At 38.3% G+C, this 26,977-nt stretch carries 22 protein-coding genes and 1 other RNA gene; 10 read left to right on the plus strand and 13 right to left on the minus strand.

Translation table 11 applies throughout. The features are described 5' to 3' along the window. Positions 1-25: 25 nt before the first annotated feature. Positions 26-508, minus strand: a complete 483-nt coding sequence (locus ACPF7B_RS07545) for an FKBP-type peptidyl-prolyl cis-trans isomerase (protein ID WP_490505204.1) — start codon at positions 506-508, stop codon at positions 26-28. A 148-nt stretch (positions 509-656) separates the two neighbouring features. Between ACPF7B_RS07545 and rpiA the strand changes: the two genes are divergently transcribed. The 8 genes from rpiA (at position 657) to ssrS (ending at position 6,524) form a co-directional block, all read left to right on the plus strand. Beyond that, entirely contained in the window at positions 657-1,322 is a 666-nt protein-coding gene (gene rpiA, locus ACPF7B_RS07550) for a ribose-5-phosphate isomerase RpiA (RefSeq protein WP_490505205.1), read from the plus strand. A 38-nt stretch (positions 1,323-1,360) separates the two neighbouring features. Beyond that, on the plus strand, positions 1,361-1,987 hold the full coding sequence (lptC, locus tag ACPF7B_RS07555; RefSeq protein WP_490505206.1) for an LPS export ABC transporter periplasmic protein LptC: 627 nt from the start codon (positions 1,361-1,363) through the stop codon (positions 1,985-1,987). Beyond that, complete coding sequence (lptA, locus tag ACPF7B_RS07560; RefSeq protein ID WP_490505207.1) at positions 1,980-2,495, plus strand: lipopolysaccharide transport periplasmic protein LptA; 516 nt, start codon at positions 1,980-1,982, stop codon at positions 2,493-2,495. The genes lptC and lptA overlap by 8 nt, the downstream gene beginning before the upstream one ends. Before the next feature lie 28 nt (positions 2,496-2,523). Continuing rightward, positions 2,524-3,246: an LPS export ABC transporter ATP-binding protein gene (gene lptB, locus ACPF7B_RS07565; protein WP_490505208.1), complete on the plus strand. Its 723-nt coding sequence runs from the start codon at positions 2,524-2,526 to the stop codon at positions 3,244-3,246. 34 nt (positions 3,247-3,280) lie between these two features. Continuing rightward, entirely contained in the window at positions 3,281-4,693 is a 1,413-nt protein-coding gene (gene sbcB, locus ACPF7B_RS07570) for an exodeoxyribonuclease I (protein WP_490505209.1), read from the plus strand. Further along, positions 4,693-5,556, plus strand: a complete 864-nt coding sequence (locus tag ACPF7B_RS07575) for an endonuclease/exonuclease/phosphatase family protein (protein WP_490505210.1) — start codon at positions 4,693-4,695, stop codon at positions 5,554-5,556. Before sbcB ends, ACPF7B_RS07575 begins: the two co-directional genes overlap by 1 nt. Positions 5,557-5,784: 228 nt before the next feature. Further along, positions 5,785-6,288: a ComF family protein gene (locus ACPF7B_RS07580; RefSeq protein WP_490505211.1), complete on the plus strand. Its 504-nt coding sequence runs from the start codon at positions 5,785-5,787 to the stop codon at positions 6,286-6,288. A 39-nt stretch (positions 6,289-6,327) separates the two neighbouring features. Then, positions 6,328-6,524, plus strand: a non-coding RNA gene (ssrS, locus tag ACPF7B_RS07585) — 6S RNA. A gap of 78 nt (positions 6,525-6,602) precedes the next feature. Here the strand turns inward: ssrS and ACPF7B_RS07590 are convergent. The 8 genes from ACPF7B_RS07590 to ubiD form a co-directional block, all read right to left on the minus strand. Next, positions 6,603-7,133: an OmpA family protein gene (locus ACPF7B_RS07590; protein ID WP_490505212.1), complete on the minus strand. Its 531-nt coding sequence runs from the start codon at positions 7,131-7,133 to the stop codon at positions 6,603-6,605. 201 nt (positions 7,134-7,334) lie between these two features. Beyond that, the gene (gene msbA / locus ACPF7B_RS07595; RefSeq protein WP_490505213.1) at positions 7,335-9,074 is read right to left on the minus strand and encodes a lipid A export permease/ATP-binding protein MsbA; all 1,740 of its coding nucleotides are present in this window, start codon (positions 9,072-9,074) and stop codon (positions 7,335-7,337) included. A gap of 86 nt (positions 9,075-9,160) precedes the next feature. Continuing rightward, on the minus strand, positions 9,161-9,664 hold the full coding sequence (gene pal, locus ACPF7B_RS07600) for a peptidoglycan-associated lipoprotein Pal (protein WP_490505214.1): 504 nt from the start codon (positions 9,662-9,664) through the stop codon (positions 9,161-9,163). A gap of 48 nt (positions 9,665-9,712) precedes the next feature. After that, positions 9,713-10,981 carry a Tol-Pal system beta propeller repeat protein TolB gene (gene tolB, locus ACPF7B_RS07605; protein WP_490505215.1) on the minus strand — a complete coding sequence of 423 codons (1,269 nt, stop codon included), beginning with the start codon at positions 10,979-10,981 and terminating at the stop codon, positions 9,713-9,715. A 25-nt stretch (positions 10,982-11,006) separates the two neighbouring features. Next, positions 11,007-11,558, minus strand: coding sequence for a hypoxanthine-guanine phosphoribosyltransferase (locus ACPF7B_RS07610; protein WP_490505216.1), 552 nt, complete (start codon positions 11,556-11,558; stop codon positions 11,007-11,009). 57 nt (positions 11,559-11,615) lie between these two features. Continuing rightward, positions 11,616-12,866 (minus strand): glutamyl-tRNA reductase, encoded by a 1,251-nt coding sequence (hemA, locus tag ACPF7B_RS07615; RefSeq protein ID WP_490505217.1) that lies wholly within the window; start codon positions 12,864-12,866, stop codon positions 11,616-11,618. Between the two features lie 174 nt (positions 12,867-13,040). Beyond that, positions 13,041-13,607, minus strand: coding sequence for a Slp family lipoprotein (locus ACPF7B_RS07620; protein ID WP_490505218.1), 567 nt, complete (start codon positions 13,605-13,607; stop codon positions 13,041-13,043). Positions 13,608-13,686: 79 nt separating this feature from the next. Then, complete coding sequence (gene ubiD, locus ACPF7B_RS07625; RefSeq protein ID WP_490505219.1) at positions 13,687-15,171, minus strand: 4-hydroxy-3-polyprenylbenzoate decarboxylase; 1,485 nt, start codon at positions 15,169-15,171, stop codon at positions 13,687-13,689. Between the two features lie 389 nt (positions 15,172-15,560). Here ubiD and ACPF7B_RS07630 point away from each other — a divergent pair, with 389 nt between their 5' ends. Further along, on the plus strand, positions 15,561-17,252 hold the full coding sequence (locus ACPF7B_RS07630; protein ID WP_490505220.1) for a sulfatase-like hydrolase/transferase: 1,692 nt from the start codon (positions 15,561-15,563) through the stop codon (positions 17,250-17,252). Between the two features lie 72 nt (positions 17,253-17,324). Here the strand turns inward: ACPF7B_RS07630 and ACPF7B_RS07635 are convergent, their stop codons facing one another. Then, positions 17,325-18,674, minus strand: coding sequence for an MATE family efflux transporter (locus ACPF7B_RS07635; protein WP_490505221.1), 1,350 nt, complete (start codon positions 18,672-18,674; stop codon positions 17,325-17,327). A gap of 226 nt (positions 18,675-18,900) precedes the next feature. Here ACPF7B_RS07635 and ACPF7B_RS07640 point away from each other — a divergent pair, with 226 nt between their 5' ends. After that, a complete protein-coding gene (locus ACPF7B_RS07640; protein WP_490505222.1) occupies positions 18,901-19,827 on the plus strand; it encodes an HAD-IIA family hydrolase in 927 nt (308 codons plus the stop codon). Positions 19,828-19,918: 91 nt separating this feature from the next. Here ACPF7B_RS07640 and ACPF7B_RS07645 read toward each other — a convergent pair whose 3' ends face one another. The 3 genes from ACPF7B_RS07645 to ACPF7B_RS07655 all read right to left on the minus strand — a co-directional run bounded on the left by ACPF7B_RS07645 (position 19,919) and on the right by ACPF7B_RS07655 (position 26,964). Then, a complete protein-coding gene (locus ACPF7B_RS07645) occupies positions 19,919-21,403 on the minus strand; it encodes a Ppx/GppA phosphatase family protein (protein ID WP_490505223.1) in 1,485 nt (494 codons plus the stop codon). A 9-nt stretch (positions 21,404-21,412) separates the two neighbouring features. Continuing rightward, entirely contained in the window at positions 21,413-22,195 is a 783-nt protein-coding gene (rsmA, locus tag ACPF7B_RS07650) for a 16S rRNA (adenine(1518)-N(6)/adenine(1519)-N(6))-dimethyltransferase RsmA (protein WP_490505224.1), read from the minus strand. A gap of 131 nt (positions 22,196-22,326) precedes the next feature. Then, a complete protein-coding gene (locus tag ACPF7B_RS07655) occupies positions 22,327-26,964 on the minus strand; it encodes a hypothetical protein (RefSeq protein WP_490505225.1) in 4,638 nt (1,545 codons plus the stop codon). Positions 26,965-26,977: the final 13 nt, after the last annotated feature.

Genomic DNA, 26,977 nt, shown 5'->3' on the forward strand with positions numbered 1-26,977 from the left:
TTTTTTCAATCATCCAAACATTAAATTAATGATCATGGCCATCATGATGCACATGTCCATGAGATAACTCTTGTTCCGAAGCATCACGCACAGCCACTACTTCAACTTCAAAATTTAAATTTTGACCTGCTAATGGATGGTTTGCATCTAACTTGATCGTTTCATCAGACACAGCTAGCACACGAAATGCTTGCATTTGACCATCAGGTGTTGTACCTGTTACTTGCCAACCCACTTGCACTTCTTCATCTTCAGGAAAAGCAGTTCTTGGAACTTCAATAATAAAATCTTCATTCGCTTCACCATAACCCTCTTCTGGCGATACGCTAAATGAAATTGTTTGGCCCTCTACCGAGCCTTCTAATGCTTTTTCAAAGCCAGGAATCATCATTCCATGCCCTTGAATATATTCAAGCGTCTCTTGCCCTTTATTTGAATCAACCACATTACCTTGATCATCAGTTAAGGTATAAATTACGCCTACTACTTTATCTTTTGCTACTGGCATTTGATGTTCCCTTTATCAATTTTACGAGTATAATTATGGCCTACCACTATACCTTAATCTCTATACTAGATAAATGATTAATCCTTATATATTTGATTAAGTACTAAAGATACCGTCTTTAATTCTCCTCACTCTAAAAGTACAACATATGAACGCATTACAACAAAAAGAAGCTGTGGCCAAAGCAGCACTCGAATATATTGAACCTAATCAGATCCTTGGTCTTGGTACAGGATCTACTGTCGACTGTCTAATACAACTCCTACCAACGCTACCTTTTGAGATAAAAGGTGTTGCTTCTAGTTCAGAACGCACATCTAAACAAGTCGCAAAATTTGGGATTCCGATTGTTGACCTTGCAGATCTTACCAAAATCAATACCTATATTGATGGAGCAGATGAAATAAACCATCACCTTGCGATGATCAAAGGTGGTGGTGGAGCGCTCACTCGTGAAAAAATTGTAGCGGCGCACGCCGATCGTTTTGTTTGCATTGCAGATCAATCAAAACTTGTTGAAACACTCGGAAAATTTCCACTACCGATCGAAGTTATCCCAATGGCAGCTCATTACGTGATTCGTAAGATGGAACAAATGGGTGCTAAAGCACATATTCGTAGCGGTTTTATCACGGATAACAACAACATCATTGTGGATGTTGAAGGTTTGAAAATCACGAGCCCTATCCAGCTTGAAGCATCCATTAACCAAATCACGGGGGTAGTTACAAATGGTTTATTTGCCGCAAGAGGTGCGGATATACTGTTGATGGCAGATGAGAATCTAGAAATTCGTACCCTAACCAAAAAATAGTACAATAGTATTAACCGAATCTTTAAAAGAAAACCTTCATGAGTAACTCAATGATCTTAAAACGATTTTTACAGCTCTTCATTTTAGGAGTGCTCATCTATTTTGCATGGTTGATTTATAAAGATAGTCAAGATCCTCCGGCGATCAATTCAAATGAACCTCAGTTAATCATGAACAACTATGAGATTTTTCGTTACAACCCTGATGGAGAACGGATATACCTTCTTATTGGTGATAAACTTACTCATTACGATGACGCTCGCGGGAGTACTTTAGTATTTCCAAAACTTACCCATTATGACCCTCTTATGAATAAAGAAATTCATAGCGGCAACATGGAAAAATCACTAATATATGATTGGAAGGCAACAAGTAATAGTGCGGTCATCTCGGAAGACCAAAACCTTATTACCTTGACTGAAAATGTCATTCTTTTTCAACCAGACTACAAAAACCCTCAAAATGACCTTCGCGTCACAACTGAAAAATTACTAATTCATGATCAAGGTGAAAAAGTCACTTCCGATATCTTTGTAAAAATCGCTACACCTTTACGCGTAATTACTGGAATCGGCTTGATAGGATTTCCTCATCAAGAAAAGTTCACACTTTTAGATGATGTTCATTCAACATTTGTTGTAAACCAGGAGAATACCGATGAGTAACTTATACAGTTCCCTCTGGAAAAGACTCTCATTAAGAGTTATTTTAATAAGCGCTATCGTTGTGCATATTGCTTTTGCAATTCCAGAAGATCGAAATCTTCCGCTCAATATTGATGCAGACTGGTCAGAATTTACAAATGGCACTCCAACAGGTATCTATCGAGGTAATGTGCTGATGACGCAAGGCAATCTTGAAATTCAAGCCAATGAAGCAATTTTCCAATTAATCGATGGTGAGCTTGAATATATTATTGCAACAGGAAATCCTGTTAAAATTAAAGATCTTCCTAAAGCGAATGAACCTTGGGTCTTTGGTGAAGGTAAAAAACTCAGCTATTTCCCTAAAAAAAACATTCTTATACTCGAGAATGAGGCGCAAGTTGAGCAAAATAACGATATAGCTGTTGCCAATAAAATTATCTATAATCTTGAAACTCGTGTCATAAATGCTGAGCGAAACTCTGATGAACGAGTTCATTTTACTATTCAAATGGATAACAAAAAGTAAGTTAAACAACGCGATAAAGAGAAAAATTATGTTACTAACCGCCCAAAATCTTATCAAGCGTTTTAAAAGTCGCACAGTTGTAAATGGTGCTTCATTTCATATTCGACAAGGAGAAGTCGTCGGTTTACTTGGCCCCAATGGCGCAGGAAAAACAACAAGCTTCTACATGACGGTTGGTTTAATCACCCCAGATGAAGGGGAAGTTTTTTTAGATGATCAAGAAATCAGTAAAAGCCCTATGCACGTTCGTGCACAGCTAGGTATTGGCTACCTTCCTCAAGAAGCCTCTATTTTTCGTAAAATGACAAGCCGCGATAATATTCTTGCAATTTGCCAAACTCGCAAGGATCTTGATAAAAAAGCGCAAGAAAATCTTACAGATCAACTACTGGAGGATTTTAAAATTACCCACATCGCAAACTCTTTAGGAATTTCGTTATCTGGAGGAGAACGTCGCCGCGTAGAAATCGCGCGAAGCCTCGCACTCAATCCAAAATTTTTACTCCTCGACGAACCTTTTGCTGGAGTTGACCCGCTCTCTGTTTCAGATATTCAATCAATTATTATTGAGCTTTCTGAACGAAATATTGGCATTCTTATTACGGATCATAATATCCGTGAAACATTATCGATATGTGAACGATCCTATATTCTTAGTGCCGGTACAGTTATTGCTGAAGGAAATACTGAATATCTCCTTAATCATAACGATGTTCGACGCGTTTATCTTGGCGAGAATTTCTCCCTATAAATAAACAGCATCGCTTTTTATCTAAGGAACTTAAGTGACACAGACCTTCTTTTTTTATGATCTTGAGACATTTGGGTTAGACCCAAAAGAAGATCGTATTGCGCAATTTGCAGGGATTCGTACAGATCACCAATTTAATATCATTGATGAGCCTATTAATCTATATTGCCAACCGCCGAAAGATTATATTCCTGATCCTGAGTCTATTCTTATTACAGGAATCACACCACAAGAAGCTTCTGAAAAAGGAATATTAGAAACTGATTTTGCAAAAGCTATTCATCAAGAGTTTTCTCAACCTGGAACTTGTATTTTGGGATACAACAATATCCGCTTTGATGATGAGATGATTCGTTATCTGTTTTATCGTAATTTTTATGATCCTTATGCATATAGTTGGCAAAATAATAATTCACGCTGGGATCTACTTGATGTCGTGCGAGCAACTTATGCATTTCGCCCTGAGGGAATTAATTGGCCCCAAAATGAGAACAACGAAGTAAGCTTAAAACTTGAAAATCTCTCTAAAGCGAATAATTTGCTTCATGAGAAAGCCCATGATGCTTTAAGTGATGTTTATGCCACTATTGGCATGGCAAAACTTATCCAAAAAAAACAACCTCGTCTATTTGATTTCTATTTTGCACACCGTAGAGCGAGAGATCTACAACGCTTAATCGACTTTGAACAACTAACACCTCTTTTACATGTATCGGGAATGTTTGGGCAGATTCGGAAAAATTTTTCTATTGTCATGCCTCTTACCACTAATAGGAATAATCGAAATGAGCTTATTACCGTTGATCTCATGGGAGATGTCACTCCTTTACTAGAGCTAGATGCAATGACTATCCGCAAAAAACTCTATACGCCTTCCGCAGAGCTTGAACCGGGCGAACAGCGCCTCCCCATCAAAACTATTTTCCTTAATAAATGCCCTATTCTGGCGCCATTCGGCATTGCCAAAACATTACCTAAAGATGTTATCGACCCATCATTTGCGCTAGCGAATTACAAATTATTATTCAAACATCACCAAGAATTGACTTCAAAAATTGAAGCGGTATTTCAACGAGGGGCTATTTTTGATAATCCCCTTCAGAATACACCCGTTGAAACGCTTTTATACCAAGGCTTTTTTGAAACAAGTGATCGCCGCCAAATGGATCTTATTCCCCACATGAATGGATATGATTTGCAAAATTATGATTTTTCTTTTCATGATGAACGGGTAATGCCACTACTTTTCATCTATCGAGCACGTAATTTCCTCGAAACACTCCATGAACATGAAAGAATAGAATGGGATCATTACACTATTATTAAGCGAGAGTATTTTAAAAATAAGTATCAAACGAAATTCAAACAGTTGTTGCAGGATGCTAAGCAAAATGAAAATGCACAAAAGCATGCAATACTCACAGCTATTGAATATCTCTATCAATAATGAAAATTACAGTCGCCTCTTGTAACCTTCAAAATTTGCATCTTCATTCCGCAATAGAGAAGAAGCAAAATTTCATCGAAGCATTAATCGAGCAACTAAATCTCCCTGACATCATCGCATTACAAGAAATTGCCGTTCAAACAGAAGAAGATTACCATCTACAAGTACCAATCAAGGCTACCGCTATTGCAAATGAGCTTATAGAGACGATTCAAGAGCGAACTCAAATAAAATATCATTATTATGAAGTTGCTCCTATGATGAACCAATCTGGAGGAGCGCAAGGCTTAAATATTCGTTCCGCCTTTCTAATCAAAAATGAGATCACTGTCCTAGATTGTTACCCATTAATTTCAATATCTGCAAGCTCTGAAAAGAATAGTCATGAGAACAATCCATTTTTTCAATCTCGCATTCCGCTCGCCATAGAAATAAATGTCAATAATATCCAATTAACACTCGTCAATTGCCACTTAAAGTCACAACATGCACCGACAAATCAAGAGAAAAAAATTGCAAAAAAACAGCGGAACGCACAAGCGCATCTTATAATGCAAACCTTGCTATCCGGGAATAAAGATAACGCTTGTAAAAAATTAATCATCTTGGGAGACCTAAATGATACGCCCAATAGTGACACCTTAAAAATCCTTACTCAAGAGCGATTAAATTCTATTTGGTCAATCAGACAAGGTCGACTCTATACAACTAAACATAGAAATTGCCCTGTTGTTCTCGATTATATTCTGGTCGATACAGAGCTTAATATTAGTAATCCACAAATCTTCCATCTTAATACTAACCTTAAATTAGAAAAACGTTTTTCTGATCACGATCCTATCGCTATTGATATTCATCTCTAACAAAACTACATCGTCCTAACGTACTGAGAAAAATATATGTTTTTTAAACATCTATTTCCCCACTACTGCTTACTCTGCAAAGTTAGACTCGGGAAAGAAGATCACGAGACTCCTTTTTTATGCAATAACTGCACAAAAGCATTACCATTAGCTCAGCGCAAATGTATCATTTGCGATACAAAAGAGACCTTTCTGTGTCATAAATGCAAAAGAAAACAACCTCACTTAATGAATGCTCACATTTGTTTTCAATACTCTAAAGGTATACAGCAACTCATTAAGTCTATGAAATATTCACTAAAGCCATACATCTATAAAACTTTCAATGACCTTATATGGCACACCAGCACCTCTTTTATTGCCCATATCCCCTTGAATACCTTATGCATCCCAATGCCCAGTGGGCGTATACGTATTGCGCAAAGAGGTTACAATCCAGTTGCAGAAATAACTCGCGCTTTAGCAAAAAGAGCAGAATTAAATTATCAAGACAATATTTTATTAAAACGGGCCTTTTCAATCCCACAGACTAATCTCTCCCGAAAAGAGCGTCTAAGAAATTTAGAAAATGATTTTTTCATCAATCGAGTATTCAAAAATTACTTAAATAACCAAAATATTCTTTTAATTGATGATGTCCGTACAACAGGGCAAACCTTTTATCAGGCTGTTAATATTCTTCAACAAAGAAGTAAATGTAAGATTTATGCACTATTTATAGCACAATCGTAATTTGAAAAATTACTGTTTTTGTGCAAAACTATTGTTGATGCGTTCCTGTTATGTACGAGCGTTATTGACTATCATACACCTCTTGATCCTAATTTTAATATTTTGGAATATGCTGTTATCAAATTTCGGTGTGCAAGCTGATTAAATTCAGAAGCCTAAAGAAGTTTGTTCAGTTTCCACTTGAACGTACGCGTTCAAGAGTCTTGATAGTTTGCAACCGACTACTACGGGACGCATCCCTTTTACACTGTATGTAACAGACAAAAAAAGCACTCAAGTGAGTGCTTTTTTTATTATTGAAATTCTTTTAAGAATTAATCAACTTTAACTTCTCTTACTGCTTCGATTTTAACATCTACACGACGATTTTTAGCACGACCTTCTGCAGTTGCATTATCAAATGTGTAGCTGATTCCTTCACCTTTCGCAGTGATAAGAGATGCTGGAACACCGCGCTCGATTAAATAGTTACGTACTGAATCTGCACGACGCTCAGATAATTTTAAGTTGTATGCCGCACTACCTGTTGAGTCAGTGTGACCTACGAGGCTAATTGATTTTACGCCATTTTCGTTTTTAACAAGCTCTGCTGCTACTTTGTTAAGTAACTCACGACCTTGTGGACGAAGTGTTGCTTTGTCAAAATCAAAGAATGTATCTGCTGAGAAAGTTAAATCTTGAATAACGATACCACATCCTGGTACGCCATCTTTCACTAATACACACTCACCTTGACGATCTCTTACAAAATCACCTTGTCTATCGACCAACGAATCTGTCGCTGCTACAGCTGTAGAAGTCGCGAATAGACCTGCTAATGCAGCAATAATCAATTGCTTTTTCATATAAGTCTCCACTTAATTACGAATTAAAATAAATGTATTACAGACAGTTGTAACAAGTTACCTTCAAATAATACAAACTAACGGGTTAATCATATCTCATTTTTATTAGAATTGATACATTTTTGCATCAAATTTCCAACATTGTGGGATTTTTAATACAAACAAATTTCCCTTATGCAAAGAATACCTTAAAAAATCGAGTTATTCATCTGATTTATCAACTTTATATAATTTTGCGTAATAACCATTTTTATCTAATAATTTTTGATGTGTTCCTATCTCAACAATTTCACCCTCTTGAAAAACAACTATTTTATCAGCATTTTCAATGGTCGATAGACGATGAGCAATGATAATTGTCGTTTTATCTTTACTAATACTCTTAAGCGCTTTTTGAATAGCATATTCACTCTCATTATCTAAGCTACTAGTCGCTTCATCAAAAATTAAAATAGGGGCATTCTTCAATAGCGCCCTAGCAATTGCAATGCGCTGACGTTGTCCACCTGATAATTTTGCACCATTTTCACCAATCACCGTATCGTACTGATCAGGCAAGGCTTCAATAAACTTGTCTGCATTTGCAAGCCGTGCGGCACGCTGGATTTCTTCTCGCGTATATTGTTTACTTCCAAAACTAATATTATTCGCAATAGTGTCGGCAAAGAGGATAACATGCTGACCAACATAACTCAGATGCGAACGATAATTTTCGAGATCTATATCATTAATATTAATATTATCTAAAGTAATCTCTCCTTCAGTCACATCATAAAACCGAGAAAAAAGATTAGCCGTTGTACTTTTTCCACTCCCTGATGCACCTACAAATGCAACGGTCTCTCTTGGAGAGATCTCAAGATTAATCCCTTTTAATGCATATTGCTCACTGACTTCATAACGATATCGTACATTTCTAAAAGTAATTGCACCGTCAACATGCGCTAACTTTTGAGTACCGTTATCTGCCTCACTTTCAGAATCTAAGATTCCAAAAACACCTTCAGCTCCTGCTGCCCCTCTTTGTAAAGCTTCATTTGTACTCACCAAACGCTTAATAGGTGTCAACATCCCCACCATTGCAGCAAGTAGCGATAAGAAACTTCCTATTGTAATAGAATTATTTGAAGCTTGGTTAGACGCATACCAAATAACCATTGCAATAAAAATTACTAAAAAGACTTGTGATATCGGGCTCGCTAGCTGACTCGCAATGAGACTTTTCATATTTAAGTGTCTTAAATCTTTATTCACTTTCACAAAGCGCGCATTCATTTGTGAATAGGCATCAAAAAGTTTTACTTCTTTCTGACCTCTCAGCCCCTCTTCCAAAATATGGTTAAATTCCCCCATGTGCCTTTGCATTGTTCGTGCTATTCCTCGCAGCCGGCGAGAAACATATCGAAGCACAATAAATAAGATTGGCGCAACCAAAAAAACCATTAAGGTGATTTTCCAGTCATTCACCAACATAACAATAATAAGTCCTACCAAAACAGCGCTATCTTTAATAATGGTGACAAGCGTCATGGAGCTAACAGCCATAAGCTGTGCGATATCAAAGGTTAACTTCGACATAAAAAAACCAGTAGAATGCTTATCATATTCTGTTTGAGGAAGGTGCAAAAGCTTATCATACATTTGAATACGGAGCTTCACAATCACATGCTGAGAAATCCACTGCATTCCAAAGCTTCCGGCAAAATTCAATGCACTCATACACAAAAAGGCACCGATCACTAGCCAAGGCATTAACTTAATAAAAAGTGAGTTTTTTTCCACAAATCCTTCATCTAAAATAGGTTTCAATAACCAAAATAGACCTGCTTCCGAAAAACCACCTAAAATAACACACACTAACGAAGCCACTAGTATAAGCGGATATCGAAATGAATATGATAAAATCCGCTTATAAAGTCCCAAGCTCTCTTTTTTAATCACAACTAATTCCTATTGAATGAGAAAAGCACCTATATACCATATATAGGTGCCAAATTCATTTTTACTCATTTTGTTAGAAGCATCAACTAATAGACGATTTCTACACGACGATTTTGTGCCCATGCACTCTCATCATACCCTGCAACTGCAGGCATCTCTTTACCGTAACTGCGTACACGAATCTGGTTTGGATTAACACCTGATTGTAACATCAGACTACGCACACTATTTGCGCGACGCTCACCAAGCCCCATATTATATTCATGAGATCCACGATCATCAGTATGACCTTCTAACCAAACTCCACGATTAGGATTACGTTTTAACTCCTCAGAATGGGCTTTAACAACATCATAGGATTCATTACGCAAACGATCTGAGTCGAAATCAAAATAGATAATGCGATCCGCTGTTCCACGCTTGCCATAATCAGCATCATAATAGGTACTCGCCGGCCCTTGATTATAACCATAACCCGAACCAAATCCACTACCATTTGCACCACTTACGTCGGTTCCCGTTGAACTACATGCCGCAACAAAGATTCCTAGAAAGGCAATCATGATGCTTCTTACAAACAATTTATACATATATTCCCTCATTTCATTGATTCGTTAAAATAGTTTTTGTTAATTTATTTACTGAATATTAGGAGACCAGCTTGGTTTACGAACATCTGTACCCACCCCATAGAAACGCTGTTCGACATTCCCATCAGTAGAGATGATTTTTAAACCGCCACGACCATCTGAATAGAGAATCATATGGCTATTACCAGAAAAACTTGGTGCCTCATCTTTACCACCATTCGTTAGACGCTTTACTTGTCCTGTTGTCAAATCCATTAAAGCAATACCAAAGCCTTGCCCCGGATAACGCTGCATAATTGCTAAATGCTTGCCGTCAGCGGAAATAGATGCATTTGCATTGTAGTTACCATCATTGGTTACACGAACTGCCGGGCCACCATTTTCTGGCATTTTATAAATTTGTGGAGATCCGCCACGATCAGAAGTGAAATAAATCATCCCATCTCGCCCCCAAGCTGGCTCTGTATCAATACCAGGATGACTTGTCAAACGACGTAAATCAGAGCCATCTGCATTCGCCGTGTAAATCTCAGGATTACCATCTTTAGAGAGCGTAAAAGCAAGTTTACGTCCATCAGGTGACCATGTCGGTGCAGAGTTAATTCCAGGCTCACTAATAACCACTTGACGATTGCCAGTATAAAGATCCTGTACAATAATTTGATTACGTTTTTTTTCAAAAGAGGCATATGCGAGCTTACGACCATCAGGCGACCATGTTGGTGATAAAATTGGTTCAGGTGACTCAAGAACCACTTGAGGGTACGCACCATCGGCATCTGCCACAACTAATGAAAAGTTTCGATTACTACGAGAAACATATGCAACTTTTGAACTAAAAGATCCAGGCACCCCAATAATAGCTTCATAAATAAAATCTGCTATCTTATGCGCAACAGCTCGTTGACCCTTCTCATCTGCTAGATATTGAAACTGACGACTTGCACGCACTGTTTTAGTAAAAGTATCACCAACATCAACTTGCAACATATTACCTTTTGGGGTAATGATAACAATAAAATTAATTCCTGCCGCACGCCAAATACCGCTGTCGGCCTGAGTGATCGTTGTAAGCTGCTCTGGAACAGCTAAACCTGTTTTAGGTAAAAAACGTCCCGAACGTTGTAGATCATTCGTAATGATTCCTAAAAAACCTTGATTGTTTGTGGCATGATCGACAAGCGCAATCGGATATGCGTCATTAGAGGCTTTGACAATCTCTAACTTCACTTGCGCTTGAAGAGGAGCCATTGCTACTAATGAAAATATCATTAGCATTAGCAATTGCTTGAAATTCTTCATGATGTTTTTGCTCATTTCTCACCTCAGTTAAAATAGTAACCTACTCTTTTAATGCCCATATACCCGGGAGATTACGCCAATATTCATGATAATCCATCCCGCAGCCAAATATATACCGATCAGGAACATCAACGCCAATATAATTTACTTTAAAATCTGTTGGTTTTCGTTCATGAACCTTATTCACAAGCGCGGCTGTATAGACAACCTGCGCCCCCATTTTCTGAATCACTGAAACAATCTCTTTTAACGTTGTTCCTTCGTCAAAGATATCTTCCACAAGTAATACCACTCGGTCTTTAACATCCACAGAAGGTCTTGCAATCCATTCAAGCTCTGCTCCTTCTGTATTGCCATTGTATCTTGAAGCATGTAAATAACCTATTTGAAAAGGAAAATTCAAACGCGTAAGTAACTGACCTGCTGGAATTAAAGCCCCATTCATCACCACTAGAATGAGAGGATCTGACAACTCCAAATCATAAGTGATCGCTTTCCCCATTGAGTCATAAGCACTTTGAATTTCTGAAGCAGAGATTATCTCCTCTGACTGAGCGATGATATCTTGCGCTTCTTCAAACGTAATTGACATATTTTTCCTTCGATAAAATAAAAATGAACCTTGCAATTATAACAAATTTACAACTATTTAAAGCTTAAATTGAGCGAGGAGCTTAGTAATTTTGACCCTTTCATCTGACTCCTCTAATGATTTCAAATGTTCAATCATCGGATGAAGAAGGCGATTTGTTAATTGCGTTGCCATTTTTGATAGCAGCACAGCATCGACCGGCTCTTCATGTTGATTAACAAATCGTTTTATCGCCTGATCTCGTTCTTCATACGCGTAATTAATCATCGCCTGAATAGAAGAACCGATATCGGAGATCTTATACCATTCACCCCATCGTTCAACACCATTATCAACAAAGCTTTCAGCAGCTAAAGCAGCCTCTTCACGCGCTTTCTGATTATCTTCAATAATTTGGTTTAAATCATCCACAGAATAAAGATATACATTCGCTAAAGAATCAACTTCTGCTGAAATATCTCTCGGTACCGCTAAGTCTATTAGCAACATTGGACGATTTTTCCGTATCCTAAGCGCCTTTTTAGTCATCTCTTTTGTGATTAGTGCAGCTTGCGCCGCTGTTGATGAAACGATAATATCCGCTTTTGGCATCAAAGTTTCAAGATGGTCGAGCCCATAAGCTTCTGCTGAAACACCAAGCTCCTGAATCATTATCTCTGCACGCTCCACTCGTCTATTTGCAATAGTTATTTGATGCACCCCCGCCTCAATCAAATGCCGAGCGACAAGCTCTATCGTCTCTCCGGCACCGACTAAAAGAACATGATGTTTATCTAATCCATCAAAAATATTACGGGCAAGTTGCACAGCAGAAAAAGCAACAGACACAGCGAAAGCACCTATATTGGTTTCCGTCCGAATTTCTTTAGCAATATTAAAGCTCATTTGAAGAGCGCGTTGTAGATATTTCTGTGCTGTACCTAACTCAGTCGCAAGACTCAAGGCATCTTTTAGCTGCCCCATAATTTGAGGCTCACCCAAAATCAGTGACTCTAATCCCGCTGCGACCCTAAAGATATGGCGAATAGCATCTAATCCCTCAAACTGATAAAGATGATCTTTTGCATCCTCAACATCAAGCTCTGAGTAATTACTCCAAACCTCACAAAACTCTTCTACTGATAGTTTTAAATCATAAAAATAAAACTCTGTACGATTACATGTAGATAACACCACAACTTCGCTTGCTAACTGACTACTTTTAGCCATAGATAGGAATACCCGAATATTTTCGGGCACCAGCGTTGCCCGCTCCCGTATCTCTACCGCAGCGGTTTTATGACTAATTCCTAATACAACTAAACTCATGAGCTATCTTATCAATCCTAAATAAGGGAGATGTGAAATGTAAAATATGCTAAATCATAACAAAATATAGATAATTTAGCATTGCTATTCACAGTTCATAACAATAAAAATATGATTAATTTCAATCATAGGATGATTTATTAGGGCCTTTAGATAATCTCCATTCCATCTGAGTTACCAATAATAAGGGAAATAAGGCCCAAAGCCGACGCCCCAATAAGGCTGATAATACCCAAAACGAAGCGCGGGGCTATTAAAAAATGGCTCATCATAATAGATATCTCGGCGCGGATCTCGCCACAAATCATAGTCTCTCGCATCCAAGGTTATTACCCGAATCGTCTCGCCTGAGACCTCGATATTCTCTGCTTGTTTTACAATACCAACGGCGGTCATATAATCTCCTGGAGAATAACCATTGATACGAACAACACCATAAACATCTACAATTAGTCGATTATTATCAAGACCTTCACGAAGTAGCGGATAGCCTTTTTCATTAAGCTCGTAACGAACCAATTCTACGCGTACATGATCTCCCTGCGAGTTAATCGTTGTGATCATCCCACCAAGCAACACCTCTTTCCCTACAAGATCTTTGTTTGAAAACATATTAACTTGCGCATCACCATAAGCATACGGATTATTTGTTGCGATATTCCCACTACTTAAAGAAGCACATCCAACAAGTAATAGAACACCTACGACAACACTGAAAGCTTTAATAAATGATTTAAACATGGCTTTCTCCTCGACTATTTTTTTCTATTATAACGCTTTAACGTAAAAAGTTATGCCAGATATTATTTCGAATGACCGTTCAGAGTTTTGTTTTCCCAAAGATATTTAAACAATCCCATATTTCATCAACACGCTCAGTTATCTTTGGATCTTTAACAATAGGTGTACCCCATTCACGATCCGTCTCACCGGTCCATTTATTCGTCGCATCAAGCCCCATTTTTGACCCCAGCCCTGAAACAGGAGAGGCAAAATCAAGGTAGTCAATCGGGGTATTATCAATCATTACGGTATCTCTAATCGGATCCATTCGTGTGGTAATCGCCCAAATAACATCCTTCCAATCTCGACAATTAATATCTTCATCAACAATTACAATAAATTTTGTATACATGAATTGCCGTAAGTACGACCAAATACCTAACATGATTCGCTTAGCATGACCAGGATATTGCTTCTTAATCGAGATAACAGCCATTCGATAAGAACACCCCTCTGGCGGTAGATAAAAATCAACAATCTCGGGGAACTGTTTCCGAAGAATTGGAACAAACACTTCGTTTAAGGCGACTCCTAAAACGGCAGGCTCATCCGGTGGTCTTCCGGTATATGTCGAGTGATAAATCGGATTTGTTCGCGTTGTCATTCGTTCAATCGTAAAAACAGGAAAACGGTCGACCTCATTATAATAGCCTGTATGATCACCATAAGGGCCTTCATCCGCCATATCATCAGGATAAATATAACCTTCTAAGATTATCTCCGCAGTTGCGGGTATAGATAACTCAGAATGAAGTGTCGATTTTGCAACTTGTGTACGTTTGCCTCGCAATAGTCCGGCAAAAGCATACTCCGATAGCGCATCAGGAACAGGCGTAACCGCTCCTAGTATCGTTGCGGGATCAGCGCCTAATGCTACAACAACAGGAAAAGGCTTACCAGGATTTTTAAGGCGAAAATCACGATAATCAAGCGCGCCACCACGATGCGCAAGCCATCGCATGATCAGACGATTTTTGCCAATTACCTGTTGCCGATAGATTCCTAAATTTTGCCGACGTTTCGAAGGCCCTTTGGTAATCGTTAAGCCCCAGGTCACAAGAGGTGCAGCGTCACCAGGCCAGCAATGCTGAATAGGCATTTTTGTTAGATCAATATCTTCTTTCTCAATAATCACCTCTTGACATAACGGTTTTTTCACACGTTTAGGACGCATTGAAAGAACCTGTTTAAACTTCGGTAATTTTTCAAACGCATCTTTAATATTTTCTGGCGGTTCAGGCTCTCGTAAAAAAGCGAGAAACTCACCGATCTCCCGAAGCTTATCCACTGATACTTGCCCCATACCAAAAGCGACACGCTCAGGTGTGCCAAACAGATTAGTCAATACCGGAATATCACTTCCTTTCGGATTTTCAAAGAGTAACGCCGGACCTTTTTGGCGTAAGACGCGGTCACTAATCTCGGTCATCTCAAGATAAGGATCAATTTCCGCATTAATTCGTTGCAACTCACCACGCGCCTCTAAAAAAGCAATAAACTCCCGGAGATCCTGAAAGTGCATATTTAAACCACCTTTTTTCTAATTCGTTAAGCTATCAGTAAGTTAGTAACATTGATCTATTGTGAATGTATAATACGATCCATTGCAACACCAATATTGCGAAGTATCTCAATACCCGCTATGCGATAAAATATTGCGCTATTTTAGCATATTTCCCTCAACAAGAGGCAGAGAGTCATCACTCCATGATCACTCTTCAACCCCCTTGCTATTCTCTTTATGTGAAGAAATAAGCCTTTTATTAGGGGCTTGCAAAAAGGGGCAGTATAATATCGCCTTTATGGATGTTTATCATCAAATAGAACAGTAAAACATTATTGTTTACTACCTACTTTTATAGGTAAAAAAGATATTTATTTTGACTTTTTATGAACTACGAGCGGGACATTATGCGCATTTTTAGTAAGATTATTCTAATTGCTCTCGGATTTATTCTGATCAATTACCCCTTTATCGAAGGTAAATTATTCTACTATCTTAGTATTGAACGCCCCGATCGGCTCTTACGCCATTTACTAACTGCCTTTGTGGCATTAAGTATTGTAGAGCTCTTTGCATTTACCCGAATGCGCTGGCGAGTACCACTCTATCTACTATTTCTCTTTGGCTCAATAAGCTATCTCATCTACTACTTTGCCACTGGCAGTGAACCAGATTACGAGGATTTTCGCACATTAATTGATGCTCGCGTAATGATGGAAGAAGCCGCCAGAGGGTACCAAGGAGCGATCCTCAAAGCCATTCTCTATCACATCCCCATTACCATCGGTTTCTTCCTCTTTCCTAAAGTACATATGGGTAGAAAAGGAACACTCTTCGCCGTTATCCTCTATCTTGTAGCACTCGGCGGGATGTTAATGATCATCTATAATAAAAGTGGTCGCGGTACTAACGGACGAGCCTCTTACATTACACCGGTAGCGCAAGTTGCCACATTTACCTACCTTAACTATCTTCGTACCGATGCAGCGGATTTTACTTTCTATCCACGAGAAGCACCAACTCAAGCGGATCTTGGGCAACCACTTGCAAAGAATATTATTGTGGTCATGGATGAATCTATTCGTGGCGATATGATTGATCTCAACAGTCATTTAGGTACAACACCTTCGCTACTGAACTTCCCTCAAGATCAACTTCTCAACTTTGGGATGATCGCCTCATTCTCTAATTGTAGTGATACTTCTAATCTAGCAGTGCGCAAAATGCCACGGCTTGGAAAAGAGCCAAGTGACCTCTTTTTAGATGAAAACACGATTTGGAAAATTGCGCGAACCGCTGGTTTTAAACCCTATATTATCGATGCGCAGCACAATGCCACAGGCCATAATTTCTATACAAACCACGAATTACAAGGTGTGACCAATATTCCTGGTAGTGACTTAAAAAATGATGGTGAAGTGGTTAATGTCATTGAGCAGATTTTGTCAGAGAGTCAAGAACCGGTCTTTATCTATGCCGGACTTAAAGGCTCCCACTTCCCATTCCAAAATACTGGATTTCCTACACCTTTTGTGCCGGCGATGAAAAATACGAATCTTGCCGATGCAACGCCGGAAGAAGCGCTCAACTCTTACAAAAACTTAGTACGCGCCAACACCGATCATTTTTTCAATGAACTTGCGAAACTTCTCAAGAAATATCCCGATACCATCGTAATCTACACTTCAGATCATGGGCAAGATCTCTCAGATCCTCAAGGCAAAAAGACGCATTGCGATGCGAAAACCACCTCTATGGAAGAGGGAATCGTTCCCTTTATTCTCTTTGCCGAGCCGTCAATTCTTAAACGCCCATTTATCACTAACTTCGTTGAAAACAAAGGAGTTACAAGCCAGATGATTATCGCGCCTCTCGTGATGGAATTTATGGGATACAAACCTGAAGTGATTACACAATTTACAGAGTACCCTGCACTCCTCAATAAAACAGGTAAAGAGATCGGCTTCATCTACAAGCGCCCGATCCCCCAATTTAGAAGTGAAATAGAGCGCTTTGATATGCAGCCAGAAGATCTCGAGTATTTCAGAGAAAATGGTAAAAGTGGAAAGCAGCTGCACTATAATTTCTTTGAGGATTAGCGCAAAAAGAACCTCAGATACCAATTAATAACCTTATATATAAAGCACCTACGGGTGCTTTTTTCCTATTGATTAGGCCTTACTACTAATCTCCACAATAAATTCCTCATCATTGATCCGCTGATAGCGATGATAGAACATCCAGGCAATGGGGATTGCAAGAATCACTGTTGCAATAGGCATTGTTAACCACACACCATCTAACCCCCAAAACTTCGGCAAAATAAAGAGGAAAGGCACCTGCAATAACAAGTTTCCAATTGAAATAACTAATGCTTTTTGACCTTCTCCAATCGCTTGGAAAAACATTGTCGCTGTGACAAATAAACCATCCAAGAAAAGCACAGCCAAATGAAGTCGTAGAGCATATACCGTTGCAGCGACAAGCGCTGGGTCATCTGTAAACCAACTCGTAAAAAAATGTGGAAATATCAATAATAACGCCGTAATAATCATACCAACGCCGAGCCCGACATAAATCATCAAGCGCGTGACAAAACGAACAGATCGAACTCGCTCTTCACCATAAAAACGACTAATCAAAGGTTGTGCACCATTAGCTACACCTTCCACTGCGAAGTAATAAATTGTTAATAGATAGCCTGCGATTGTATAGGCGGAGATAGCGATTGTACCTCCATATTGTTCTAAAAACTTATGATGCAATGTCATAATAAAGCCAATATAAATGAAAGTAAAAAAGGCTGAACTTCCTGTCAAAAGAATTGCTTTTATTAATGTATAATTAGGAATAAAGTGATGCCACGCAAGCTTTTCACTACTTTGACGAAGAATATAGTAGCCGCCCAAGACCATTGCTACCATTTCTCCCCCGATGCTTGCCAGGGCAGCACCCACAATACCAATCCTAAAATAGGAGATCAGCAAAAAGGAGAGAAGGATATTGACCGTCACACCTGCTGCAATATAGCCTGTTGAACGAAGAGGTGTTCCCACATTGCGAACAATAAAGGGCATTGCCAAGCTACCAATCACAAATGGAGCAGCAAATGAGAATGCCCGAATAAAGACAATCGCTTTTTCTGCCGTCGCCCCCTCTACCCCTAGAATATCGACAAGCCAAGGAGCCATAAAATAGAGCGTAGTCCCAATTAGTACCCCCGGGATAAATTGTAAAAAGAGCGATTGACCAAGTAATTTCCTTGCTCGCTCGTCGTCCTCTTCACCTTTAGCGATGGAATAAAGGCTTCCGATTCCCACCCCAACTAAAAAACCAAAACCTAAAAGAAGCGTTATATACGACCATCCGATATTGATCGCAGCAAGTCCCTCCACACCGATAAAATGTCCTACAAAAAATCCATCAACTATTTGATAGGTTCCACTAATAAACATTGCTAATACAGTAGGAATCACATAGCTTGCAAAAAGCTTAATAACAACGACATTGTAACGACGCACAAAAACCTCGAAATGACTAATAATATCGGTAGTTTACTCTTATTTTGACTAAAAATGGAGAGCTTCGTAAAAATATAGATAAAATTTCTTTATGCAATCTTAAAACCTCTAAAAACGATCCTTTGCACAATATTTCTGAAGTGTCACATATTTCATAGCTATTTATCGTTATAATGTCCTCCTATCAAATTATTCATTGCACTTTTTCCGTATTGAGGAGGCAAAAATGCTTAACCTTGAAAAGGTTTGGTCTCTCTATGATCATTATTACAATCCTAAGCGCCTATTTCCTGAGCAACCGACTATTCAAAAAGAACCACAATTAGTCTCTTCGCTTTTAGAGATCAAAGATGAGTTTGACATCCTACTGCTTGATGGATTTGGCGTGCTTAATGTTGGTGGTACAGCAGTTCCTCACATGCCGCAAATGATCAAGACTTTACAATCACTTGGCAAAGAGACTTTTGTACTTACGAATGGAGCATCATATCCTACTGATATTCGTGCAAAAATGTATCCGCAGCTCGGCTATAACATTCCTGCATCCCACATTATCTCCTCGCGTGATGCTGTGGAGGCAATCCTACCGGAACAGCCATTAACAAAAGAAGGGAAAACATGGGGGGTAATAGTGGGTGATGGTGCCTTCATTGAACGATTGCCCGCAAAAACAGTGCTTTTATCTGAGAAGAATATCGATGAGGTGGATGGTTTTATCTTCCTCGCAACAGCCTACTGGAATGAAGAATGGCAGGAACGCTTAACAGACTCCCTTAAAAAAAATATTCGCCCTTTAATTATTGGAAATCCTGATATTAGCGCCCCCCTTGAAAATTCTTTTTCTGTAGAGCCAGGGTTCTATGCCATTGAACTACTCAAAGCGGTTCCCAATCTTGATATCACCTTTTGTGGAAAGCCTTTCCAAAACACGTATCACGCCGCTTTTAAACGAATTAAAGAAGTCGTTGGTGACTTTACTCCATCACGAGTACTGATGGTCGGAGATACACTTCACACTGATATTTTAGGAGGTAATACAGCAGGTTGTAAAACGCTTCTTAAAGCTGACTGGGGATTCTTACGAAATAATAACCCCCTACCTTTTATAGAAGAAGCTGGGATTTATCCAGATTTTATTATTAAAAATCGATAAATCAAAACAAACATTCAATCTTATGCAACAAAAAAAGCGAGTCTAAAACTCGCTTTTTTATCTTATTATGATGCTACTTACTTTTACGGCTCTACCAAGAGAGCATTAATCCCGCCTGTTTCAAATATTTTTGTTCACCTAATAGATCTTCCCTAAACAGGGGGTATGATTTTAACCACCCTTTTTCAAACCCTAGTTGAATATGTTTTTTCGGTAAATCAACCACCACTTCTACATTTGGCGAATCTTTCAGGTAACGGCCACGGTTAAAAAGCACTGAAAGTCGCAGAATCAAGGTCAACATGAGTGTATACTCAGGTAGTCCATTAAAAGCTTCTAGGTCAATTTTACGCTGTTGATAACGAATGATCGTCGCCAATATCTTCTGATCTTGTTTACTAAAACCATCTAAATCTGCATGCTCAACAAGATACGCTGAATGTTTATATTGGCGATGATGAGACACCGCCAATCCTATCTCATGTAAATAAGAAGCCCATTTTAAATAACGCAGGGCCTCTTCATCGAACTCGATTCTCTCCCCTTTTTCATTTTGAAGAACGCGTGCCAGTTTATTGCTTGTAATTGCCACTCTACGAGCCTGTTCAACATCTGCTCCTAAACGAGTTAATAATGCTTGAATAGTCTCATCACGACGATCTTTTTGATGAACACGTCCGATAAGATCAAAGAGCATTCCTTCACGAAGCGCAACACTGGTAACCGACATCTCTTTAATAGACAAAATTTTAAACGCTGCCTGTAAAATAACGAGTCCGGCACCTACAACATTAGCTCGTAAGTCACTTAGATCAAAACTTTTTGCAATTTTTTTGCTCTTACCTAAATCGAGAAACTTCTCCACCAAATTATCAAGCGCTTCAGCGGTAATCACTTCATCTTGTACATCAAAGTAAGAAACAAGTGTTCCCAGCGTTTTGATCGTGCCGGATGCGCCTACAAAATAAGCATCTTGATATGGAATAAGATAACGTAATGATTGTAATTCCGATTCTACAAATGTTTTCGCTTGCTCATAAGCCTCTTTCGTAAACTCCCCTTTTGGGAAAAACTTCCGAGTCATATTCACACAACCAACATCACGACTATAAGCAGCCTTAATCGTATCACCACAACCTAAAATGAATTCTGTACTGCCTCCACCTATATCCATTACAAAAAGATCACGATCTTCAATATGGATATATTGTGAAACACCGAGGTAGATCAGACGCGCTTCTTCTCTTCCCGAAATGATATCAATCGGCATCCCTAACGCTTTTTCAGCTTCTTTAATAAAACTCGGATCTTTTAACTTCCGCAGCGTCAACGTCCCTACTGCTCGGCGATTACTGGGAGCAATCGTCACTAATCGCTCTCGAAATTTACGTAAGCAGTGTAATGCTCGCTCACGTACAACGGGATCAAGCGTTCCACCTTCTTGCAAACCGTAGCCCAGTTGCACCATCTCCTTAATACGGTCTAAGACTAATATTCTTCCGTTATCCTCCTGCATCACTGCCATGTGAAAGCTATTGGAACCTAAATCGATAACTGCATAAATATCGTCTTTCATACCTACCTCTTAAGAGCGTTTTGCTATGTAATTACTTAGCGTTACAAAATCCTTGATCGCTAAGTTTTCGGCTCGGATTTTGGGGTCTATTCCTAACAAAATGATCTCCTCTTCCGAGAGCATTCCTTTTAAATTATTCCGAAGCATTTTCCGCTTCATCGAAAATGCCTCTTTTACAACATCAAAAAAACATTGATCACTCTCTATCCCATAAGGATTTCCATGATAAGGAATAAGACGCACAAACTGACTCATCACTTTCGGAGCAGGATCAAAGGATTGTGGAGGAATTTCCAATAACGGTACAACTTCGCAGTAACGTTGCACCATAATCGACAATCGATTAAATGCAGAATCACCGGGAGAAGCGGCCATTCGCTCAATTACCTCTTTCTGAAGCATAAAATGCATATCTTCAATCAGCTCAACATTCGCTAAAAGATGAAAAATAATCGGTGTTGAGATGTTATAAGGAAGATTTCCTACAACTCTTAATCGTTCATTATCACGAGTCAACTTCGCTAAATCAACTTGGAGAACATCATCATTGATAACCGTCAATCCATCAAGTGACTTCAAGTAATCAATCAGATCCCGATCAAGCTCAATAACAGTCATTTTTTTCGCAGCCTGGAGAAGTGGCCGCGTCATTGCGCCAAGCCCCGGCCCAATCTCAACAAGATTATCGCCCTGTTGCGGCGCAATACTAGCAATGATCTGAAAGATAATACTGTCATCGATCAAAAAGTTTTGCCCAAAACGCTTACGGGCACGGTGTTGTGGCTTATTCATATATTATTTATTCTATCCATTACAGCAAAGTATTTTATCTTTTATGATACTTTAGTATCTCATAAGCCATATCTTACGTGAAAACTACTAGTCATTAGAATAAATTTCACTCTCTTTTTGACATTGACTAATCAATTACCCTTAACATCAGAAAAATCCCATTCTTGAAGTGATTTACGGATATAACCCTTCGCATCATCGTCATATTCTTCATTCTCTTTAAGCAACTCAAAAGCCCGTTTCTTATCTACAGATATTCCTCCTAACCCATTGTAATAAATCTCTGCCATTTTATATTTTGCTAGTGCATGATGTCGACCTTGCTTTACTTCAGCTTTACCAAAATATTCTAATGCTTGAGAATAATTTTTCTCAATTCCCCCTTCTCCAAAATAGAGAATATCCCCTATTTGGTGAGCACAATTACTATCTCCTAGATCTGCCCCTTTTTTGAAATAGAAGAGAGATTTATTAATATCTTGTGGCACAACAGAACCCTCTTTACGGTAAAGATTTCCAAGACGATTATATGCAAGAGAAAAGCCTTTCTTACCTGCTTCTTGGTAAAGAGATAATGCTTTTTCAATATTTAAAGCAACTATTTGTTCCTCTAAATAAGCATCACCAAGATCGACTAAAGCAGCAACATTGCCATCTAGAACCCTCTCCTCAATTCTACGAAGGCGGGGAAGGTATGAAATATACTCAAATGACTCTTTAAGTTTTTGTGCTTTTCCCTCGACAGCTACCAATGTTGTCTCTGCCAATTCAGACTTAAATGATGTACTTAGATCATCAAGGTCATAAACTAAACTATAAAAAAGCGCTGTTTCTAAATCTCCTTGCATCATGAAGTAATTTGCCAAATATTTGCCTGCCGCTAAAGAGTCATATTGCGCCAACTCTAATAGAATATTTAATCCAAATTGTTGGCTCTCTTTTGAGTTAGAGAAACCTTTTTGACTTTCGATGGCATTAATAGCAATAGAAACAAAAAGATTCGAAATCTCTACAAAATCAATATCCTGATCAAAACGATAGATCTCATTATTAACTGTAAGTCGATTGAAAAAACTACGATTAAAATACTCTATCGCTTTACTTTCGCTAGCAGGTAACATCGCATCACCTTTGAGGTATATAAGACCTAAACAGTGGTCTAATTCTGGGCTACTTACTCCTTGAAAGTTACTCTCAAATAGCGCAACAATCTCATTCAAAGGATGATCGTCTGAAGAGTTATAATATTGGCACACCAATGACGATAACTCATAATTTTTACGATATTCATCGTCTAATTTTGCAATTTCATTACCTGCTTCCAAATAATAGCCGTGATCTAAATAGTAACGTATCAATCGGTATTGGGTCTCTTGTGAGTTGACGCTTTTCAAGAGTGCAATAATATTTTCATCATTTTCTTGATATCTATTTTTAGAACCAGAAAAAGATTCAAATTTTTCAATAATATTGACCAATTCTGTTACTGCTTGAGGATACTTTGCATCAACCGACTCTTGTAGAAGAGCTTTAGCTCTAACATAATTATCCTCATATGCGGGGAAACGTAATAGTTCTTTTGCAAGATCAATTTTCGCCTTATTACTCCCTCGATTTGCATAATCTACTCTTTTATTTTGAATCTCAACTTTACTCAATGTTTCTGATTCATAGCGATTAAAATAATCGTATTGATCTTCAATATCCCCCATGCCCGCTTTTTTTAACAGCTTAATCTGTTCTTCTATAAGGTTCCCTGAATAATAACCATTTTTTCGTCCTAGATTGACCCATTTCATTGCTTCTTCAATATCTTCAGCTCTAAGAATATCACCCACTTCGGATGCAGCCTTGCCATTTCCAAGTTTTGCTAACTGCTTATATACTTCTAGCAATTTTTCTTTATCCTTTGGGGCACCCTTACCATTATTATAGGCCTCGACCAAGACTTCTAAGATCGCTTCCCGTTCTTCACTCTCATAATTATTAAGTTTTTTTGATTGAGCGATAGCGGCTTCAAATAGAGTAATCTCATCCAAAATACCTTGTCCTTCAGGATAGACTTCAAGATTTGAAGAGAGCCACTTCTTTAACTCTGCTCCAGTCATAGTGCTGTTAGGAAAATCTGTATAAAGTCTGTAGAGTCTCGAAGGTACCGATTCAGCTTGCTTCTCTCCAGCATTTAAATAAAGCTGCTTAGCTTGCTCTAAATCATTAGCATGCCCTGATCCTACCAGAAAATCAGCTTTATAAATTAAAAAATCGGCATTCCCGGTTTCAATCACCTTATCGAGTAATGCATTGTATCTATCGGGATTTTGCTGTTTTTGGTATATTTTTAAAAGATGGGTAACCGCCTGTGCGTCACCTTCTTGAATACCTTTTTCTAATTTAACAAGAAGAGATATCCCTTTTTGAATATCATCTTTCAGAAATCCTAAAAAAGCACGTTCTTGATCTTCTATCGTCTCCACAATCTCTTGTGCCGCATAGAAATCATTTAACTTCACGTAATCTTCTGCAAGCTCCTGTTTATACTCATCGCTATTTGTCAATTCAATAAGCTTATACCAGAGCTTGATCCTATCAAGCCTTGTATTGTCATCAAATGATGAATATCCCTGCAGTTTTTTTAAAATCGCAGGGACAAACTCCTTTGAACTAAGCTCATCAATAATAAATTGTGATAGTTTGCTATCAAAACTTTCAATGATTTGAGCATAATTTAATTGCTGTTGTGGATATCCTTTTTTATACCCTTCTTTTATCAACGCAAATGCTCTCTGACTGCTCGGAAGATTTTGCCCTAAATAACGACTATTATAAAGCCAATGCTGTACAGGTATTAGCTCAGGATTATCAAACAAAAGTTCTTCTGCCTCACTATCTTCATGACCCCAGGAAAGATCTTCAATGAGATATTGAGCTCCTTCATCTTTCAACTCTTGTTCATTTTGTGCTAACAACAAAGTCCCAATTGGTTTGAATGCTTTTCGACTACCAAAAGCTACTGCGGCGCGATAAAACTTAATGGCTTGTTCTCTATCAACATCAACCCCTAGTCCATAATGATACATTTCTGCTAGTTCAAAATTTAGACTAGGATCTTCGCTATACTCTTGCAATAAAGCTGAAAAAATCGCAAAAGCAACTTCATAGTTAGGTTTGAAGTTTGCATCCCCTTTTTTAAGCAACTTTGCTTTTTGAAATAGTATTACAGAATCATTTTCGTCCCGGCTTAATTGCAAAAGCTGATCATACAGTTCAATTGCTTTTGTGACATTCTGTCCACTTCCACTTTTGCCATAAAAACTCGCTTGAGCCCTGATTATATCAGGATCAGTAGACGAGATATTTGTAAGGGCTTCAATCGCCGATTGATAGTCGTGATAATGACTTTCTAATAAATCATTTTCATTTAACAGTTCAATCATCGCCCAATGTGGATCCTTAGACTTTGGTGCTAATATTGCCCACTTTTTCAGCCATTTAAAAGCTTCATCTAAATCGACATTCACACCAAAGTCTGCCCCATAGATCTCCTTACTATACCGTTCTACTAATTTCGCTATTGCCTTAATATTTCCTTGATTTGCAGCTCTTAAAAGATAGTTTCGAGCTAATATAGGATTTATCTCTTGAGAGGAATATATCTCCCCAGAATAAATAAGTGCCAAATTATAGAGTGCTATATGGTCGTCATTAAGAGCCAACTCTTTTAATATCTCTACAAGGCGTTTTAACTTTAATTCATCATAACGGTACAGTTGCAATAAAACGGCCGCCGCTTCTGCATTACCCAACGTTGCAGCTTGCTCAAAATAATAATTTGCTTGATCAATATCTGCTATCCCCGTTAAAGTACCTTGCTCATAAAGCTCCGCTAAACGATAACTTGCATCACCATTAGTTTTAGAATCTTTTATTAATTTTTTTAAAATCTTATTTAATTCACGAGGTGATAAAGCACCAAAGATGGGGGCTGGTTCTGAAAAGATAGAAGTCTGAAATTCAATCATAGCGCCAAATAAAAGCATCGGATCACTATTCTCTTCTAAAAGTTGAAGCTCTTGGGGATTAGGAGCGATAATATCGGCTACTCCATCTCTATAGACTTCTTGCAAAATGATTGCGCTAATTAATTCATCTTTTTTTAAAAGACGTTCAAGTGAAGCAATACTTTGCTTGAGATCTAATTCTTTTTTTATTGTATCTGGAATATCATCTGATTCATCTTTAAAGGCACCAATCTCCAGCATTGCTAAAAGAATTGCTGACTTATTGGATTTTGTTATTTCATAGGCATTTTTAATATCAAAATAAATTTGATCAAATTGAATTTTTTCCCCAAAACGGTTCTCAAATTCATCACCTCGTGACAATAAAACATAAAAAGCATCCTCGTATTTGAGGCGTTTAGCTTTAGATAATGCCCGTTCAAAATCCTCTTTAGATCCTGAAAAAGTTCCGTCTAAATAATAGAGAGCAAGATTATAGGCGGCAGCGGCGCTTCCCATCTTCATGGATTTTATGAGCCATTCTTCCGCTGTTTCTGGCTTCTCATCACCCAACCCACTTTTTAATAGCATTTCTCCAACAATATAGGCTGCCTCACCACTTCCTTCTTCTGCAGAAATTAAAAACTCTTGATAACTCTGTTCAATATTATTGTTGAGATAAGCATCTATACCTCTATTAATATCTGCGAATACCGCACTGTTCATCGAAAGAAATAGTGACAAAACCAGTAGAATAGATGTTTTTCTCATACTTAAGACCTAT

It is taken from the genome of Ignatzschineria sp. 22MB058224 (assembly GCF_058188435.1).

Coding starts and splice junctions, on each gene's coding strand:
- ACPF7B_RS07545 (WP_490505204.1), bottom strand. CDS start 508: ATGCCAGTAGCAAAAGATAAAGTAGTAGGCGTAATTTATACCTTAACT.
- rpiA (WP_490505205.1), top strand. CDS start 657: ATGAACGCATTACAACAAAAAGAAGCTGTGGCCAAAGCAGCACTCGAA.
- lptC (WP_490505206.1), top strand. CDS start 1,361: ATGAGTAACTCAATGATCTTAAAACGATTTTTACAGCTCTTCATTTTA.
- lptA (WP_490505207.1), top strand. CDS start 1,980: ATGAGTAACTTATACAGTTCCCTCTGGAAAAGACTCTCATTAAGAGTT.
- lptB (WP_490505208.1), top strand. CDS start 2,524: ATGTTACTAACCGCCCAAAATCTTATCAAGCGTTTTAAAAGTCGCACA.
- ACPF7B_RS07575 (WP_490505210.1), top strand. CDS start 4,693: ATGAAAATTACAGTCGCCTCTTGTAACCTTCAAAATTTGCATCTTCAT.
- ACPF7B_RS07580 (WP_490505211.1), top strand. CDS start 5,785: ATGAATGCTCACATTTGTTTTCAATACTCTAAAGGTATACAGCAACTC.
- ACPF7B_RS07590 (WP_490505212.1), bottom strand. CDS start 7,133: ATGAAAAAGCAATTGATTATTGCTGCATTAGCAGGTCTATTCGCGACT.
- pal (WP_490505214.1), bottom strand. CDS start 9,664: ATGTATAAATTGTTTGTAAGAAGCATCATGATTGCCTTTCTAGGAATC.
- tolB (WP_490505215.1), bottom strand. CDS start 10,981: ATGAGCAAAAACATCATGAAGAATTTCAAGCAATTGCTAATGCTAATG.
- ACPF7B_RS07610 (WP_490505216.1), bottom strand. CDS start 11,558: ATGTCAATTACGTTTGAAGAAGCGCAAGATATCATCGCTCAGTCAGAG.
- hemA (WP_490505217.1), bottom strand. CDS start 12,866: ATGAGTTTAGTTGTATTAGGAATTAGTCATAAAACCGCTGCGGTAGAG.
- ACPF7B_RS07620 (WP_490505218.1), bottom strand. CDS start 13,607: ATGTTTAAATCATTTATTAAAGCTTTCAGTGTTGTCGTAGGTGTTCTA.
- ubiD (WP_490505219.1), bottom strand. CDS start 15,171: ATGCACTTTCAGGATCTCCGGGAGTTTATTGCTTTTTTAGAGGCGCGT.
- ACPF7B_RS07630 (WP_490505220.1), top strand. CDS start 15,561: ATGCGCATTTTTAGTAAGATTATTCTAATTGCTCTCGGATTTATTCTG.
- ACPF7B_RS07640 (WP_490505222.1), top strand. CDS start 18,901: ATGCTTAACCTTGAAAAGGTTTGGTCTCTCTATGATCATTATTACAAT.
- ACPF7B_RS07645 (WP_490505223.1), bottom strand. CDS start 21,403: ATGAAAGACGATATTTATGCAGTTATCGATTTAGGTTCCAATAGCTTT.
- rsmA (WP_490505224.1), bottom strand. CDS start 22,195: ATGAATAAGCCACAACACCGTGCCCGTAAGCGTTTTGGGCAAAACTTT.
- ACPF7B_RS07655 (WP_490505225.1), bottom strand. CDS start 26,964: ATGAGAAAAACATCTATTCTACTGGTTTTGTCACTATTTCTTTCGATG.